A 16,859-nucleotide genomic window follows, 5' to 3' on the forward strand; every position below is an offset into this window, starting at 1 on the left:
GACGCAGTGGTGGCGGCTTCGGCCGAGAGGCTTCCGCCACCACAGCGTGGTGACCGCCTGTCCAGGTGGAGGACGCGGCGATTGCCGCCTTCCCGATCAAGATCACCAGGCTTTCAGGGATTTTCCTACTCGGGCGATGTTTGCGTGATTGCCTGGTGATCGCCCGTCCAGGAATGCCCAATCAAGATCACCACGCCGTGGTGGCGGCAACGGCCGAGAGGCCCCCGCCACTACGGCGTGGTGATCGACTGTCCAGGTGGAGGACCCGCGTTAGCGGCGGCCTCGTTCGCGGTATTGCTTGCGTTGTTGTTTGGTGATGTCGCGCCAGGCTCGTTCGCGTTCGGCGGCTAGGCGTTTGTCGGTGCGGGCTGCCATCCAGTCGTTTTCCCTGGCCAGCTTGCGGTAGCTGGTCAGTCTGCGTTCGGTGATGGTGCCGTCGGTGAGGGCGGCTTGGACCGCGCAGCCGGGTTCGGATTCGTGGGCGCAGTCGGCGAAACGGCAATCGGCGGCTAGGGATTCGATGTCGCTGAAGGTTTTGCCGATGCCTTCGGCGGCGTCGTAGAGGCCGATTCCGCGCAGGCCGGGGGTGTCGATGAGCGTGCCGCCGCCGGGGAGTGGGCGTAGTTCGCGGTGGACGGTGGTGTGGCGGCCTTTCCCATCGACCGCGCGAACAGCGTTGGTAGCGAACACTTCCGCACCGAGTAGTGCATTGGCGAGGGTTGATTTGCCCGCACCGGACGGGCCGATCAGGGCAACGGTGCCCGTCAGCACGGCGGTGAGCACGTCGAGCCCCACCTCCGCGGCAGCACTCACCGCGACCACCGTCGCACCGGGCGCGACCGCACGTACTTCGTCGAGCGGAAGATAATCCGCCGCATCGGCTTTGGTGAGCACAACCACCGGTTGCGCATTGCTCTCCCACGCCAGCGCGAGCATCCGCTCGATCCGCCCCAGGTCGACATCACCGTCGGCGGCACTACAGATCAGCACGGTATCCACATTGGTGGCCAGCACCTGTGCCACCGAACGTCCGGACACCGACGATCGCATGATCGCCGAACGTCGCGGGAGCAGTTGTCGCACAGTGCTATCGGCGTCGATACCCACCCAGTCGCCGGTACACAGTCCGGTGATGTCGCGTGGGCAAGCGGATCTGGCGGGCCCCTTCGATGTCACCACATCGCATTCACTGCGATCCATTCGCACGATGCGAGCGGGGGTGAGGTCGCCGAGCAAGGGCAGATATTCAGCAGCTACGGCTTCGGTCCAGCCGTAAGGGACGAGCAGGTCGTGGTCGACCATCGTGAGTAATCCTTCGTCGGGTGCCGAACCCGACGAACGGGTTCAGCGAGCAGAGGTGATGTCCGGAGCGGCCTGGCCAGGCGCGCAATCGCGCCGGCCGGGCACGGCAATCCACACGGCGGTACTCACGGACATCCACCTCCTCTCCAACGTTCGAAACCCGATTCTGCCGGACCCCGACAGGACCCGGCAACCCATTTTCCGCCGACTACGGCACGAAGACCTCGGTGGACTGGGGGATGTTGGGCTTATCGGTGCGGACGGTGAGCTGGACTCGGCCGGGGCCCGTGCCGACGATCAGGTCCTGGACGGGGTAGGTGCTGGTCGCGCCCGCCGGGACGAAGCGGGTCACCGAGCCGGCGGCGCCGCTGTCCAGGTTCCGCCAGTCGACGACGACGTGCACATCGCACGCCAGCACGGTGGGCGCCCAGTTTCCGAGTGGGGAGAAACCCTGAGAGATGCGCAAGGCGATGCTGTGGGTGGCGCCCGGTGCCACGCTCGGGGAGTTGAGGGGTCCGTCGAAGGCGGTGCCCGCCGCGTTCAGGATGCCGACGCAGATGCCGTTGCCCATGGTCGCCACCGGCGCGGTCCGTAGTTCGTTCATCACGCAGGAGCGCGGGCCGACATTGGACCAGCCGAGCTGGCAGGAGTCATCAGCCTGGGCGGTGCCCGGACCCGCCAGACACAGGGCCGCGCCGACGAGGACAGCGGCGGCGGCCGCGAAACTCTTAGTCGAAGTCACATTTCGCATCGTAGGCCGCGCCGAGCCGTTGTTCCCATAGGGAATTACCCCCAAATTTCAGGGGGACTGGATATCAGGGAGCTAGTCCGGTTTGCCGAAATGCTCGTTGCGTCCCAGCGACCGCAACCGGAACCATTCCTTCAACCCGGCCGGGTCGCGACGGGTCACCAGGAAGAACCACGAGAACCGAATCCACTCCTGCGGCAACAACTTTCGCATACCGGGCTGCGACATCAGGTACCCGCGATTGCGGTAGGTGAAGTAGCGCTTCACCGGGTCGTCCGGGTACTGGGTGTGCATGCGCCCGCCCAGGATCGGCTTGAATTCCTCGGCGCCGTTGGGGTGCAGGTAGGCGGTCTGCAGGCAGGTGCCGAACGGCAGTCCGGAGCGGACCAGGCGGCGATGCACCTCCACCTCGTCACCGCGCACGAACAGGCGAAGATCCGGAACGCCGATCAGGTCAACGGCTTTCGCCGAGATCAGCGCACCGTTGAACAGCGACGCGATACCGGGCAGGAAATCCTCGTCACCCAGCTCCGACCGCAACCGCCGCCACACCACGCCACGCCGCAGCGGGAACGCGAGACGATCGGGTTCTTCGATATCGCACACCACCGGCGACACCTCGACCAGATTGTGCCTACGCGCGCAATCGATCAGCGTCGCAAGCACTTCCGGGCCGTCGGGACGCCCATCATCATCGGCCAGCCACACCCAATCCGCACCCTGCGTGAGCGCGTGCAACATCCCGAGCGCGAAACCGCCTGCGCCACCGAGGTTATGACGCGAGCCCAGGTAGGTGGCCTCGATCGGCTGCTGCGCAACCAATTCCGCCACCGCGTCCTCGTTGGCATTGTCGACCACGATCAGGTGATCGACCGGACGCGACTGCGAGGCAAGCACTTTCAACGACTCGGCGAGCAGTTCACGCCGCTTGTGCGTGACGACCACCGCGATGATCCGCGCGTTCGGGCCGGTCTCGGTCGACAGGTCGGCCGGTTCGGCACCCACGGGAAGTTCCGCATCGTCAGCAAGGACAACGGGTTCCGCCGGTTCGACGTCAGCAGGCAGGGGCGAGCTATCCGACAGGGAAGCGCCTTCGAGCCCCGCGTCACTGGTCGCCAGGGCGGCATCAGCGGGCAGCACAGCCGCAGGCTCAACGCGCGCCGGAGTCGAGGCTTCGAGCCGATCCGTCATGCTGAACCCACCCGGCACCACAGCCGGGCCGGCCTCGTCACGTAGACCGCTCATGCTGTGACACCACGCATGCTCGGACGGCCTCCGTGGTTACGCTGCGCTGCCGCCTCCGGCCGTTGACCGCTCATGCGTTGTTCTGCTCCAACTTCTTCTCGCCCGCTGCGCCGGAAGCGCTCTCGGATTCCAGATCGCGCAGCACCTGTGCCACGTGATTACCCGCCTCGGGCCCTTCATACGCTCGCACAACGTCTTCGATTCCGCCTTGTTCGCGGATCTGACCGTGGTCGATCCACATCGCGGTGTCGCAGAGCTGGGCGAGGAACTCGTTGGAGTGGCTGGCGAACACCAGGATGCCCGAGCGCGCCACCAGCGACTGCAACCGTGTGCGCGCCTTCTTCATGAACTCCGCGTCGACCGCGCCGATGCCTTCGTCGAGCAGCAGGATCTCGGGGTCGATCGAGGTGACCACGCCCATCGCCAGCCGTACCCGCATGCCGGTGGAGTAGGTGCGCAGCGGCATGGACAGGTATTCGCCGAGTTCGGTGAAGTCGGCGATCTCGTCGATCTTGGCCAGCATCTGCTTGCGGGTCTGGCCGAGGAACAGGCCGCGGATGATGATGTTCTCGTAGCCGGAGATCTCCGGGTCCATGCCGACGCCGAGGTCGAAAACGGGGGCGACGCGGCCGCGGATGCGCGCACTGCCGCGCGAGGGTTCGTAGATGCCCGAGAGCAGGCGAAGCAGCGTCGACTTACCGGCGCCGTTGTGGCCGACCAGGCCGACCCGGTCGCCTTCCTTCAGCGACAGGTTGATGTCACGCAGCGCCTCGACGACCACCACATCGGAGCTGTTGCGCCCGATCGCCCCGCCGGCCTTGCCGAGGAAAGCCTTCTTCAGCGACCGCGATTTGGCGTCGAAGATGGGGAACTCGACCCACGCATCCTGGGTTTCGATACTCACACGGCTCATCGAGAACTGCTCCTAAACCCAGTACGGGACGCGGGCACGGTACTGCTTGAGCGCCAGGATCGCCACGGCCCAGCCGACCACGGTGATCGCGACCACGACCGCCCAGTGATGCCATTCCACGGGCTCGCCGAGCAACGGCGCGCGCACGATTTCCAGGTAGTGGTAGGTGGGGATGATCTCGAGCAGCTTGGCCCGGTCGCCCGCGCCGCCGACCGAGTCCTCGAGCGCCTTCGTCGACCACATCACCGGGGTCAGCACGAACAGCATCAGCGTCATCGAGCCGAGGATCGGGGCGATGTCGCGGTAGCGGGTGGAGAAGATGCCGAACACGATGGTGACCCACATGGCGTTGAGGAACAGCAGCAGAATCGCGGGTATCACCAGTAGCACCGAGAAGTTCAGATTGCGCCAGATCGAGAACGCCACCACCAGCACGGCATAGATCGCCGCGTTGTGGATGAAGAACAGGAACTGCCGCCAGACCAGGCGGTACACGTGCACGCTCAACGCCGACGGCAACTGTTTGATCAGTCCCTCATTGGCGATGAACACATCAGAACCCTCGAGAATCGAAGCGCTGATGACGTTCCACACGATCAAACCGACGGTCACATACGGCAGGTACTCGCTGATCGGCTGATCCAACAGCGTCGAGTACAGCAGGCCCATCGCCAGCGCCTGCAACCCGGTCGCGATGGTGATCCAGAACGGACCCAACACCGACCGGCGATACCGCTGCTTGATGTCCTGCCAACCCAGCGACAACCACAGTTCGCGCTGGTGCAGCCCGTCGCGCATGTCCTTGAACGCCCGACCGAAGGTCTGCGAATCCGACACCATCGGCGTCTTCACCAGCAGGGGTGCGTCGGTGGTGTGCTCGGCCTCGGCGACTTCGGCCAGTTCGGCGTCGGTGGGAATGTCTTCGGATTGCACGGGGCTCTCTTCAGTACGCGCGTCACTGCGTTCAGAGTCGGGACGGGCGGCAGCGCTGGGCACGGTCCCCGACCTTACAGGGTTGTCCTCGGGCAGGCGCCGGGGTGTTCGGGCCGCTGAACCCGGCGTAATCGTCCAATTCGTCGCCGAAAAGTCAGAAAACGGGCCGAAAGACCGCCGATTGGTCGATTACGCCGGTGTCATAGGTATTGCCCGCCACCAACATGGCTCCCGGACTTGGTGTCCGCGGCGTGCATCCCCGGCGGCAACGCACCTTGACGCATCTGCTCGAGCTGCGCCCGCGCGGCCATCTGCTGGGCGAACAGCGCGGTCTGGATCCCGTGGAAAAGACCCTCCAACCAGCCCACGAGCTGGGCCTGAGCGATCCGCAGTTCCGCGTCAGAGGGCACCGAGTCGTCGGTGAACGGCAGCGTGAGACGTTCGAGTTCCTCGCGCAACTCCGGTGCCAGTCCCTGCTCGAGCTCGCGCACCGAGGACTTGTGGATCTCCTTCAGCCGCGAACGGCTGGCGTCGTCCAGCGGAGCCGCGCGCACTTCTTCGAGCAGCTGCTTGATCATCGTGCCGATGCGCATCACCTTGGCGGGCTGCTCGACCATGTCCGACAGGGACTCGCCCGCGGACTTGTCGTCGTCGGGCACGACCTGTCCGGTCAGCGCCGCGTCGGAGTCGGCGGGCACGGTGACCGGACGGCCGTCGGGACCGATCACGACGATGGATTCGGGGACATCCTCCGAGTGCGTCATGTCCCCATCATTGCGTGTGTGCCGGGTTCGCGCTAAAACCCCCACGCGGTTACACCGGGACGCCCGCTGCCCTTAAAGTGGCCACCATGACTTATGACGTCGCGAGGGTTCGGGGCCTGATACCGTCCCTGGGCGACGGCTGGATCCATCTGGACCCGCAGGCGGGGATGCTGGTTCCCGATTCGGTATCTCGTGCCGTCTCAACAGGTTTCCGTACCTCCTCGTTCTCGCATACCGGCCGCCACGGTGCGGCATCGCGCAGCGGCGCGATCCTCGAAGCCGCCAGGGAAGCGGTCGCCGATCTGGTCGGCGGAGATCCGGCCGGCGTCGTACTCGGACCCGATCGCGCGGTCCTGCTGGCCTGGTTGGCCGAATCCTTGAGCTCGCGGCTCGGCCTCGGCACGGGCATCGTGCTCTCGCGCCTGGACGACGAAGCCAACGTCGCCCCGTGGCTGCGCATCGCCAACCGTTACGGCGCGCATGTGCGCTGGGCCGAGGTGGAGATCGAGACCTGCGAGATGCCGTCGTGGCAGTTCGAGGAGCTGATCGGACCCACCGCGCGGCTGGTCGCGCTCACCGCCGCGTCACCGATCGTGGGCTCCGCGCCGGGCGTGCGGGTGGCGGCGGATCGGGTGCACGACGTGGGCGGATTGCTGGTGGCCGACGCGTTCGGCGCCGCACCGTACGCGCTGATCGACATCGACGAACTCAACGCCGACGTGGTCGCCTTGAGCGCACCCTCATGGGGTGGCCCGCAGGTGGGCGCGCTGGTGTTCCGCGACCCCGCGTTCCTGGACCGCATCCCGTCGATGTCGCTGAACCCCTATGCCAAGGGTGCTGAACGTCTCGAAGTCGGCGGGCACCAGTACGCGCTGCTGGCCGGGCTCACCGAGTCGATCGAGTTCCTCGCCGGCCTGGACGAACGCGCCACCGGCACCCGCCGCGAACGACTCGAGATGTCGATCACCTCGCTGCAGGACTATCACGACCAGCTGTTCGACCATCTCATGCAGGTGCTCGAGAAGATCGAGAACCTCACCGTGATCGGCCGCGCCTCCACCCGCATCCCGACGGTCAGTTTCACCGTGGCCGGGATGCAGGCGGAGAAGGTGGCGGCCAAGCTCGCCGACGCCAGGATCGGCACGGTCAGCGGGGTGCACGGCGGCAGTCGACTGCTGGACGCGCTCGGAGTGAACGACGAGGGCGGTGCGGTGACGATCGGGTTGGCGCCGTATACGACGCGGTACGAGATCGACCAGCTCGGGCGGGCGCTCAGTTCGTTGGAGTAGCCACGCCCAGCGCCCACTCTTCGGCGAAACGGTCGAAATTTCTACCATCGCGGCGAAGAGTGTCCGCTGAGCGTGGTTGTGGGTCAGTCGCGCACCTTCAAGATCACCTTCCCGAACGTCCCGGCCTCATCGAGCAGCTCCTGCCCCTGAGCCGCCTCGGTGATCGGCAACTCCGCGGAGATCACCGGCACGATCTCGCCCGCGGCCACCTGCAGCCACACCTGCGCACGCACCGCCGCGATGATCTCGGCCTTACTGCCCGGCCCCTGCCGTGGACGACTGCGCACGTTCGTCGCATGGACCGTGCCCCATTTACGAAGCAGCGCACCGATATTCAGCGATCCGGTATTGCCGCCCTGCATCCCGATGATCACCAACTGCCCGTGCGGGGCCAACGCCTCCACATTGCGTTCCAGATAGACCGCGCCCATATTGTCCAGGATCACGTCGGCCCCGCCCTGGTCCGCGAGCACCGTGACGAAGTCCTCGGTCCGATAGTTGATCAAGATCTGCGCCCCCAACTCCGCGCACTTGGCCAGCTTCTCGTCCGACCCCGCCGTCACCGCCACCCGCGCCCCCAGCCCGCGCGCCACCTGAATCGCATGCGTACCGATCCCGCCACCCCACCGTGGATCAACACCAGCTGCCCCGCCCGCAACCCCGCCGTGAGCACCAGATTCGACCACACCGTCGCCGCCACCTCCGGCAACCCCGCCGCCGCCACCAGGTCCATCCCCGCCGGCACCGGCAACAACTGCGTCGCGGGCACCGCCGCGTACTGCGCGTACCCACCCCCCGCCAACAGCGCACACACCCGATCCCCGACCTGCCAATCGGTCACCCCCGCCCCCAGCTCCACGATCGTCCCCGAACACTCCAACCCGAGAATCGAACTGGCATCGGCAGGCGGCGGATAGAACCCCTTCCGCTGCATCACATCAGCCCGATTCACCCCCGCCGCAACAACTTCCACCAACACCTCACCGGGCCCCACCTCCGGATCGACCGCCACGGTCCACTCCATGACCTCGGGCCCACCGAACCCGTTCAGCTCAATCGCATACATGGAGGTAATCCTGCCCCCACGCCACTCCGGTCTCCAGAACCCACGCCGCTGCCACGGGGTGCATCGGCTACGATCCATGCCAGGGAGACGTGGCAGAGCGGCCGAATGCACTCGCCTTGAAAGCGAGCATGGGTAAAACCATCGGGGGTTCAAATCCCTCCGTCTCCGCGCTGTTCCGCCTCTTCGCGTATTCAAGCCAGACTTGGGTGCGTGGGGAGGCGTTGACGCGGCCGAGGGTGGGGTTGTGGGTGGGTGTGCTGTTGTTGGGGGAGTTACCCATGTACTTGCGTGATCAGTGGGTGGGTTTGGACCTCCGGCCGCCCACCTGGTGGTGGGCGGCTCGGTGACTGATCTGCGGTGTTGGGTTACTCGGTCTTGCGGGGGTCGTTGATTCCTTCTGCCTCTACTCGTTCCTTGCGGACGGTGTCGGAGATGGTTTTCTCGTCGGCTACCTCGTCGACTGCCAGGCGGACGCGTTCTACCGGGACGGTTTCCTTTTGGACGTGGACCTGGTCGGCGTGCAGGGTTACCTCGCGGACGTCGTCGCCGATGGTGGTGCGGGTGGTGCGGTCGCCGGTGATGGGTTCGCGTTCGATGTGCACTTCTTCGTGGGTGACCGGGACCTTGATGGTCTGCTCCTCGGTGACCACGTACTTGCGCAGGCGGGCGGTGCCGACCTCGGTGTTCTCGGTGTCGACGCGCAGTTGCTCTTCGGAGCGCACCATCGAGTCGTCGGCGTGCTTGGCTTGGGCCCGGTTGCCGTGCGTCATCGGGGCGTCGTCGCCAGGGCGAATCTGCTGACGGCCGTACGTATTCCAGCCAGCTGACCGCGGGTCTACGTGGTAGTGCTTGAACAGTTCCTGCTCGGATTGCGCACTGATGCGGCCGCCGTTGTCCAGGTGCGGTGCGGACTTCACCTGTTCCTTGTCCACGTGCAGGCGCAGCGTGTCGTCGTCGGCCTGGTGTTGCGCGCCGGCCAGCGGTACCAGCGAGTCGCCGCTGAACAGGCCGGTCGAGACGGCGGCCCAGGTCGGCGAGCCGGTGTTGTTGTCGATGTAGATCTGCTTGACCTTGCCGATCTTGTCGCCCCGCTCGTCGAACGCGGTGCTGCCGATCAGCGATTCCAGTGTTGCCTTGCTCATGATGCTTCCCTCCTACCTGGTGCGGAGGCCGAGCGGACATGGGTGTGCCACTCGTGCGCACCGCTGGGTTATTGGGTGATCAGTCGGTCCGTAGCGTCCGGCGCTACCGGTTTCGGCTACATGACAGCAAATACCCGGCCATCGGAAGGTCAAACAACCTGTCGTCGATCAGTCTCGACGTACGAAATTCGGTCGAACGTCCAGGTCGGGGGCATCGTAGTAGCGGTGGAAGGTGGGGGTCAGGCCCGATGAGATGGGCGGGTTGACCCAACTCCAATCGGTCGGGCAGGTGCGGCCCGCGGCTTCCTCGCGTTGGACGTGATCGCAGAACTGCTTGGCTACGGTGTGGTGATCCACCATGTGTACCCCAGCTGCTCGAAAACTATGCAGCACAGCATGATTGAGCTCGATCAGTGCCTTGTCCCGCCACAGCGTGCGCACCGATGACGTATCGAGGCCCATCATGTCCGCGATCAGCGGCAGCATGTTGTACCGATCGGTGTCGCTGAGATTGCGTGCGCCGATCTCGGTGCCCACATACCATCCGTTGAACGGAGCGAAGGGGTAGCAAACCCCACCGACCTCGAGGTCCATATTCGAAACAGCGGGCACCGCATGCCATTTCAGGCCGAGCCCGGCGAACCACGGGTAGTCGGGATGGATCAGATCGACCTCGCGGACCAGTTCGCGCGGTACGTCGAAGTACTGCAGGTCCTCGGTGGGCGTGCTGATCACCACCGGCAGCACGTCGAACGGCGTGTGCGCCCCACGCCAGCCCAGCTCCGTGGCTTGTTCGGTGGCCGCGATGTTGGCCGGGTCGCCGGTGACCGTGCCGTCGCCGTTGCGATAACCGGCGTAGCGGATCAGCTGCGAACTCTCGATCCGGTACTGCGCACCGCCGGGTTCGCGCGCCGGACCGACCGTGATCATCGACTGAATCGCGCCCCCGTTGGTGGCCAATCGCAGATGTTGCCAGCACACTTCGGAAAGTTCCCGCGCAGAAGTAACTCCGCGCGCGTCGAGCAATTTCAAGGAACGCCAATGTTTGCGACCCACGCAGCGCGCGTGATTGCGCCAGGCCAGTTTCGCGCCGATCAGAATTTCCTCGGCGGTCTGTCGATAGGTGCCGGTGTCACGTAATTGCGCCAGCGCGTTCAGGCGTCGCGACACGGGCAGGTGCCCGAGTTCGGGGTAGCGAAAGAACTCGTCGCAGTCGCGTAACCGGCGGTCCAGCTCGACCGACGGCGGCACCGCGACATCGGAAATGACTGGCGCAGAAGGTTTTTCGCAGACAGTGGGGCGAGAGCCTTGGTTCACGGTACGTCTCCGGTCGGGCAGCAGGATGCGAGGCCGCGCGGAGGTACCCGGGGTGCGGGAAGATCGCCCGCCGAGAACGCCCTGCTCGACCGGTGGCACGCGCCGACCGGGGTAATCGGTCGGCACCGAAATCAACTTCGGGCCAGCCTATTACCGGTGTGCTGGCAGTGTGCTCGAATTCGCGGTAATCCTTCCGCGACCGACGTCAAGGGTTGCTGACCGTATGCCGCTCTATCGAAACTGCGCCGCGTTTTCCGTGGCGAAGGCGAGGAACTGATCGTTCTCGTGCGGGTCGCCGATCGTCACTCGCACACCGTCACCGGCGAACGGCCGAACCAGCACGCCCGCGGCGGCACTGGCCTGCGCGAAATCGACACTGCGCGCACCCAGCGGCAACCACACGAAATTGGCTTCGCTGGCAGGCACCTCGTAGCCCGCGGCCAGCAGCGCGTCGCGCACCCGATGTCGTTGTGCCACCAGCACATCGGTGCGATCGAGCAGCTCACCGCGCGCCTGCAGCGAGGCGATCGCCGCGGCCTGCGCGACCCGGTTCACGCTGAACGGGATGTGCACCTTCAACAACGCCGAGATCACCTCGGGATCGCCCACCGCGTAGCCCACGCGCAGCCCGGCCAGGCCGTACGCCTTCGAGAAGGTGCGCAGCACAACGACATTCGGCCTGCCGCGGGCGATCTCGACACCATCGGGGCGCGTCTGGGGATCCAGGCGCAGGTATTCGAAGTAGGCCTCGTCGAGCACGACCAGCACGTGCGCGGGCACCCGATCCAGGAACCGCTCCAGTTCGGCGCGCCCGTGGGCGGTGCCGGTGGGGTTGTTCGGATTGCAGACGAAGATCAGCTTGGTGCGCGGCGTGACCGCGTCGGCCATCGCGTCCAGATCGTGCAGGTAGCCGTCGGTCAGCGGCACCGTCACCGCGGTCGCGTTGCCGACCTGCGTGACGATCGGGTACGCCTCGAACGAGCGCCACGCGAACATCACCTCGTCGGTGGGGGCGTCGCAGGTGATCTGCACCAGTTCCTGACACAGCGCGACACTGCCGCAGCCGACCGCCACGTTGGCCACGGCCACGTCGAGGAACTCCGCGAGCGCGGTCCGCAGTTCGGTGACCTGGTTGTCCGGGTAGCGGTTGGCAAGCTCCGCGGACTCCGCGATCGCCTTCGTCGCGCTGGGCAACGGACCGAACGTGGTCTCGTTGGACGCGAGCTTCACCGCATCGGGGTGGTTGCGGCCGGGAACGTAGGCCGGAATGGTGGCGAGATCGGGGCGGATATGCGCGGTCACGCCTCCACCCTACGACCATCGGCCGCCGCGACATGCGGTACGGGCGCCTATCCCTACCCAAGACCAGTTTCGCCGCCTACGCTGGGTTTATGCCGGGCACCTACAACGATGTCGCCCCTTTGCGGTCCGATGCCGGCGCCGCGCGTCGCGCCACCGTGCCGATCACCGTGGTGGAACCTGCCCGTGCGGCCCGCGGCGGGATCGTCGTGCTGCACGAATCCCGTGAGTTCTCCCCCCGAATGCTGAACCTGATGCAAGCGTTGTCCGACGAAGGCTGGATGGTCGTGGCGCCGCACCTGTTCGACCGCATCGCCGACCCCCAAGCGCGCGAAGTCTTCGGCGATGAACTGTTCGACGACTTCGACGCAGGCTTCGACTGGCTCACCGGCCGCGGCCTGTTCCCCGACACCATCGGCGTGCTCGGCTTCGACTCCGCGGGCACCGCCGCCTTCCTCGTCGCCGCCACCCGCCCCATCGGCGCCGCGGTGAGCGTGGCCGCCCCCGGCATCACCGACCCCCTGCCCGACCAGAACGCCGCCCTCATCGACGTCGCCGCCGACCTGCAAGCCCCCTGGCTCGGCCTGTTCGGCGCCGACGACCCTGCCACCCCACCCGAAGCGGTCGAGCGCCTGCGCGAGGCCACCGCCAACGCCGATGTGGCCAGTCTCACCATCACCTACCCCGGCCTCACCCACCGCGCCGACCGCCCCGATCCCGACGACGACGAGGCCACCGCCATCCGCCTCGATTCCCAGACTCGCATCTACGACTGGTTCGACAGCAATTTACGCTGATTGACCAGGCGTTTTGGACTACTACCGCTGCTCGTGTAATCTTCATTCCCGGCGGTTCGACAAGGACCGGTGCCCTCGAAAGAGAAGGCTCCAGGAGGCGTGCCAGAGCGGCCGAATGGGACTCACTGCTAATGAGTTGTCCCTTCACGGGGACCGGAGGTTCAAATCCTCTCGCCTCCGCCATACCCAGCTTGCTGGGTAACAACTGAAGATGCACCACCATGCGCCCGTAGCTCAACGGATAGAGCACTTGACTACGGATCAAGAGGTTAGGGGTTCGAATCCCTTCGGGCGCACCGAAATCGACCCCGTATCAGCCGATACGGGGTCGATTTTTTCGTGGGCGGGCTCGGGTCACTCCGGGCTGATCGCTGCCAGGACTCTGGCGGTTTCGCGGGCGGTGGGCGGGATGCTCAGGCCTTTGAGGCCGGCGACCTTGGCGTTGATGTTGTCGGCGACGGTGATCGGGGGGTAGCCCTGTTCGCCGGGGGCGACCGTGCCGGGCAGGGGTTCGATGACCGCGTCGTGGTTGCCGTCGAAGAAGAAGGCGGCCGAGCGGCGACGGCGGATGTGGCCGTTCACGATCGGCGGGTCGACGCGGTGCAGGGTCGACATCCAGCGGTCGTTGGTCCAGCGGGCCATCGCGTCGCCGAGGTTGATGAGCAGGGCACCCTCGGCGGGCTGTACGTCGTGCCAGTGGCCGTGTTTGTCGAGCACCTGTAGGCCGGGGACGCGGTCGGCCCACAGGATGGTGAGGATGCCGAAGTCGGTGTGCGCGCCCATGCCGGTCATGTCGCCGTCCAGGCGCAGTTCGCCCTCGGGCAGGGCGTAGTTGTTCATCTTCAGCGCGTCGATGGAGTAGTCGGTGAGCGTGTCGAAGTAGTCGATCGGCAGGTTCAGGGCTGATGAGAAGGCGCGCAACAGGATTCGGGACAGCTGTTGCGCATGGGCGAAGTAGGTGTCGATCGCGGGGCGGAAACCGGGTGCGGCCTCGGGCCAATTGTTCGCGGCATACGACGAGGCGGGCAGCTCCAGACCGGGGAAATCGGCGCTCTGGGTGCCGACGATGAACGCCTCGTAGAAATCGTTCATCTGGTTGGCGGAGGGCAGGCCGAGGCTGCCGCTCAACGACTCCGAACGCGGCGGGGAGTAGCCGCGATTCTCCGAGGTCGAGCGGCGGTAGCGCTTCTTGACCTCGAGCGGCAGCGCGAAGAACTCGTCGAGCGCGGCGGCGAACGCGGCGAGCACCTCGTCGGGAATGCCGTGGCCGACGATCTGCATGAAACCGACCTCGCGGCAGGCGGTGTCGATATCGGCGGCGACGGCGGTGCGACCGGCGTCGTCGGAGTCGGTCAGGAAGGGCGTGATGTCGATGGTGGGGACGGTGAACGTGGGCGTCATCCATTCACGGTCCATTGCATGTATTGCCCCCGCATTACCGAACCGGAGGAAGAACAGACATGTAGTGAGCATGTAACGACCCCGAAACTGCCCGGACGTTGCATGTAGACGTCGCGCACAACGCCGCGACGGCGAGGAGAACGACATGCAGAACCACCGACACCGCAGACGCGCCGCCACCTCGGTAGCAGTGCTACTGGCGGCAGTGTTCGCCGTGGCCGGTTGCGGTACCGACAGCGCGCAGCAGGGCGGCACGGCCGTCGCGCTGGAACCCGCCGCGCCCGCCCAGACACTGCGTGGGGTCTGCCCGGACACGGTCACCATCCAGCTGCAGTGGCAGCCGCAGTCCGATCAGGGTGGGCTGTTCCAGCTGCTGGGACCCGGCTACCAGGTGGACTCCGAGACCAAGTCGGTGGAAGGGCCACTGGTCGCGGGCGGTAAGGACACCGGTGTGCGGTTGCAACTGCGCGCGGGCGGGCCCGCGATCGGGTTCCAGTCGGTGCCGTCGCGCCTGTATGTCGACGACAAGATCACGCTCGGGGTGGTGCACGGCGAGCAGGTGATCGCGGCCAGTGCCGCCAAGCAGGTCGTCGCGGTCACGCCGCTGCTGAAATACAGTCCCTCCATTCTGATGTGGGATCCGGCCAGTCACCCGGACTGGAAGTCGATCGCCGATATCGGCCGTTCCGATGCGCCCGTCGTGGTGTCGAAGGAGCAGATCTTCCCGCAGTGGCTGGTGGCCAAGGGGCTGCTGAAGAAGTCACAGATCGACACCGGATACGACGGGGCCCCAGCGCGTTTCGTCGCAGACCCCACCATCGCCCAGCAGGGATTCGCCAGTGCGGAACCCTACGTCTACGAACACGAGGCCCGCGCCTGGAAGAAGCCCGTCGCCTACGACCTGATCAAGAACTCCGGCTTCGACACCTACGCCTCGAACCTCACCGTGCGTGCCGACAAGCTCGACGGACTGGCCTCATGCCTGGCCAAGTTGGTGCCGATCGTGCAGCAGTCCGGCGCCGACTTCGCGTCCGCACCGGCGGACACCAATGCCAAGGTGGTCGATATCGTCTCTCGCACACCGGCATTCAATCCCTACCCCGCGGGTGAGGCGGAGTTCGCCGCCAAGCAGCTGCTCGAACTCGGTCTGTTGGCCAATGAGTCCGATGGCTCCTTCGGTACGTACGAGCAGGCTCGAACTCAGCGCAACCTCGACGACCTGCGGCCGATCCTGGTTGCGGGCGGTGCGGCCATTCCGCCGGCCTTGACCGCCGGTGAGATCTTCACCAACCGCTTCACGGACCCGAAGATCGGTATTCGCTGACCGCAAGGAACCTCCGAACTGTGAGGGGCGGAGGTTCCTTCGGCCTACTTCCAAGCAGGCAGCGGCGGTAAGGGGCCGGTGAGGTCGCTGCCTGTGGTGCGGCCGAGTAGCCAGCCCAGGATGGCGTTGGCGGGGCCTAAGACGGTGTGGTGGGGGCGGCCTGGGCCTACGGTGGCGATGAAATCTGTGTCGGTGGACTGGATGTCGAAGGTGGGGGTGGCTTCGGGCAGCAGCTTTGTCGACAGGTCGGTGATGGCTTCGGGAAGTAACCGGGCCACGAACGGGGCTGGCCAGTCGGCGGGGGTGTAGCCGATGTCGAGGTCCACGTGGTGGATTTCGGTCTCGCGCAGGCGCATCCAGGGGACCTGGTCGGCGGTGAGGATGCCGCCCTGCCGGTTGCGGACCTCGGCCTGCCAGTCGGCGGGCGGCATGGTGACGGCCACGGCCTGCCAGCGGTGTGCGGTGGCGGTGAAGTCCGCGTGCTGCACGGTCAGTGGCCGGGGTGCGCCGGCCTCGATGTCGGCATCGCGCACCGCGACACTCGGGTACTGCGGCATCTCGATCCCGGTGCGAGCCCACAGCAGCAAATTCAGCAGACTGTCGGCATTGCGCGACACATGAGCCAGCACATGCCCCCGAGTCCACCCCGGTAACAGCGATGGTTCGGCCAGGGCCGCGTCGGTGAGCGTGCCGACCGCGGCATCGAAGCGCGCGGTAGACGCGGCAACCTGATCGAGCAGGCCGGTGGGAGTTGCTGTTTCGCTGGTCACAAATCCGACAGTAGCGCCCCGACCCCCACCCGACCGCCGATAACGCCGCCATAGAAATTGCCCTGTGGATAACTTCTAGCCTGTGGATAACTAGGCATTTTCGGCCGTTGGAGCGGCGGTGTCGAAGCTGGCTCGTGCGACGATTCAGTCAGCGATGATCGCGTCGGCCTCGATCTCGACCAGCAGTTCTGGGGCGATCAACGCGGTGACCTCGTACATGGAGGCCGCGGGGCGGATCGTGCCGAACACCTCGGCATGGGCGGCCGCGACCTCTGGCCAGCGGGCGATATCGGTGACGAACATGCGCGTGCGCACCACATCGCGCAGGCTCGCACCTGCTTGCTCGAGTGCGGTGGCGATTCGAGCCAAGATCTCCCGGGTCTGGGCGCCGATATCGTCGCCGCCGACCGCACCACCACCGGTGATCGACGCCGTAGTCCCACTGACAACGACCTGGTTGCCGACTCGTACCGCCCGCGAATAACCAACGACATCTTCGAAATCGGAGGCTGAGGAAATGTTCACCCGAGTTGCGGTCATGGTTGCCAG

General features: G+C 66.0%; 15 protein-coding genes, 3 tRNA genes and 1 pseudogene. 6 read left to right on the forward strand and 13 right to left on the reverse strand.

Annotated elements, in window-relative coordinates:
- Positions 1-270: 270 nt before the first annotated feature.
- The 6 genes from rsgA to ACFWU5_RS25430 form a co-directional block, all read right to left on the reverse strand.
- Positions 271-1,302, reverse strand: a complete 1,032-nt coding sequence (gene rsgA, locus ACFWU5_RS25405; RefSeq protein WP_379269265.1) for a ribosome small subunit-dependent GTPase A — start codon at positions 1,300-1,302, stop codon at positions 271-273.
- A gap of 208 nt (positions 1,303-1,510) precedes the next feature.
- Entirely contained in the window at positions 1,511-2,044 is a 534-nt protein-coding gene (locus ACFWU5_RS25410) for a hypothetical protein (protein ID WP_379269266.1), read from the reverse strand.
- Positions 2,045-2,125: 81 nt separating this feature from the next.
- Positions 2,126-3,034 (reverse strand): glycosyltransferase, encoded by a 909-nt coding sequence (locus ACFWU5_RS25415; protein ID WP_379246364.1) that lies wholly within the window; start codon positions 3,032-3,034, stop codon positions 2,126-2,128.
- Positions 3,035-3,365: 331 nt separating this feature from the next.
- Complete coding sequence (locus ACFWU5_RS25420) at positions 3,366-4,208, reverse strand: ABC transporter ATP-binding protein (RefSeq protein ID WP_379246266.1); 843 nt, start codon at positions 4,206-4,208, stop codon at positions 3,366-3,368.
- Positions 4,209-4,220: 12 nt separating this feature from the next.
- Positions 4,221-5,048, reverse strand: coding sequence for an ABC transporter permease (locus tag ACFWU5_RS25425; RefSeq protein WP_379246366.1), 828 nt, complete (start codon positions 5,046-5,048; stop codon positions 4,221-4,223).
- Positions 5,049-5,341: 293 nt separating this feature from the next.
- A complete protein-coding gene (locus ACFWU5_RS25430) occupies positions 5,342-5,905 on the reverse strand; it encodes a bacterial proteasome activator family protein (RefSeq protein WP_379246268.1) in 564 nt (187 codons plus the stop codon).
- A gap of 86 nt (positions 5,906-5,991) precedes the next feature.
- Here ACFWU5_RS25430 and ACFWU5_RS25435 point away from each other — a divergent pair, with 86 nt between their 5' ends.
- Entirely contained in the window at positions 5,992-7,194 is a 1,203-nt protein-coding gene (locus ACFWU5_RS25435; protein ID WP_379246270.1) for a cysteine desulfurase-like protein, read from the forward strand.
- 83 nt (positions 7,195-7,277) lie between these two features.
- Here the strand turns inward: ACFWU5_RS25435 and ACFWU5_RS25440 are convergent.
- Positions 7,278-8,260 (reverse strand): annotated as a pseudogene (locus tag ACFWU5_RS25440) (NAD(P)H-quinone oxidoreductase).
- An 83-nt stretch (positions 8,261-8,343) separates the two neighbouring features.
- On the opposite strand from ACFWU5_RS25440, the gene ACFWU5_RS25445 reads away from it, so the two are divergent.
- A tRNA-Ser gene (locus ACFWU5_RS25445) sits at positions 8,344-8,428 on the forward strand.
- A 197-nt stretch (positions 8,429-8,625) separates the two neighbouring features.
- Here the strand turns inward: ACFWU5_RS25445 and ACFWU5_RS25450 are convergent.
- From ACFWU5_RS25450 to hisC, 3 genes are all read right to left on the reverse strand, one after another.
- A complete protein-coding gene (locus tag ACFWU5_RS25450) occupies positions 8,626-9,402 on the reverse strand; it encodes a DUF2382 domain-containing protein (protein ID WP_379269268.1) in 777 nt (258 codons plus the stop codon).
- Between the two features lie 168 nt (positions 9,403-9,570).
- Positions 9,571-10,653, reverse strand: a complete 1,083-nt coding sequence (locus ACFWU5_RS25455) for a nitric oxide synthase oxygenase (protein ID WP_379269269.1) — start codon at positions 10,651-10,653, stop codon at positions 9,571-9,573.
- 297 nt (positions 10,654-10,950) lie between these two features.
- Positions 10,951-12,021, reverse strand: coding sequence for a histidinol-phosphate transaminase (gene hisC / locus ACFWU5_RS25460; protein ID WP_379269271.1), 1,071 nt, complete (start codon positions 12,019-12,021; stop codon positions 10,951-10,953).
- An 89-nt stretch (positions 12,022-12,110) separates the two neighbouring features.
- Here hisC and ACFWU5_RS25465 point away from each other — a divergent pair, with 89 nt between their 5' ends.
- The 3 genes from ACFWU5_RS25465 to ACFWU5_RS25475 all read left to right on the forward strand — a co-directional run bounded on the left by ACFWU5_RS25465 (position 12,111) and on the right by ACFWU5_RS25475 (position 13,111).
- Positions 12,111-12,815: a dienelactone hydrolase family protein gene (locus ACFWU5_RS25465; RefSeq protein ID WP_379246279.1), complete on the forward strand. Its 705-nt coding sequence runs from the start codon at positions 12,111-12,113 to the stop codon at positions 12,813-12,815.
- A gap of 93 nt (positions 12,816-12,908) precedes the next feature.
- A tRNA-Ser gene (locus ACFWU5_RS25470) sits at positions 12,909-12,998 on the forward strand.
- Positions 12,999-13,038: 40 nt separating this feature from the next.
- Positions 13,039-13,111 (forward strand) — tRNA-Arg (locus ACFWU5_RS25475).
- A 58-nt stretch (positions 13,112-13,169) separates the two neighbouring features.
- Here the strand turns inward: ACFWU5_RS25475 and ACFWU5_RS25480 are convergent.
- The gene (locus ACFWU5_RS25480; RefSeq protein WP_379269273.1) at positions 13,170-14,216 is read right to left on the reverse strand and encodes an isopenicillin N synthase family dioxygenase; all 1,047 of its coding nucleotides are present in this window, start codon (positions 14,214-14,216) and stop codon (positions 13,170-13,172) included.
- Positions 14,217-14,361: 145 nt separating this feature from the next.
- Here ACFWU5_RS25480 and ACFWU5_RS25485 point away from each other — a divergent pair, with 145 nt between their 5' ends.
- Positions 14,362-15,540 (forward strand): nitrate ABC transporter substrate-binding protein, encoded by a 1,179-nt coding sequence (locus ACFWU5_RS25485; RefSeq protein WP_379269274.1) that lies wholly within the window; start codon positions 14,362-14,364, stop codon positions 15,538-15,540.
- Positions 15,541-15,584: 44 nt separating this feature from the next.
- Here the strand turns inward: ACFWU5_RS25485 and ACFWU5_RS25490 are convergent, their stop codons facing one another.
- Together ACFWU5_RS25490 and ACFWU5_RS25495 are read right to left on the reverse strand one after the other, a co-directional pair.
- Entirely contained in the window at positions 15,585-16,310 is a 726-nt protein-coding gene (locus ACFWU5_RS25490) for a maleylpyruvate isomerase family mycothiol-dependent enzyme (protein WP_379269276.1), read from the reverse strand.
- A gap of 144 nt (positions 16,311-16,454) precedes the next feature.
- Positions 16,455-16,850: a RidA family protein gene (locus tag ACFWU5_RS25495; RefSeq protein WP_379269278.1), complete on the reverse strand. Its 396-nt coding sequence runs from the start codon at positions 16,848-16,850 to the stop codon at positions 16,455-16,457.
- Between the last annotated feature and the right edge of the window lie 9 nt (positions 16,851-16,859).

Origin of the sequence: Nocardia sp. NPDC058640, assembly GCF_042716995.1 — a bacterium.
GTDB lineage: Bacteria > Actinomycetota > Actinomycetes > Mycobacteriales > Mycobacteriaceae > Nocardia.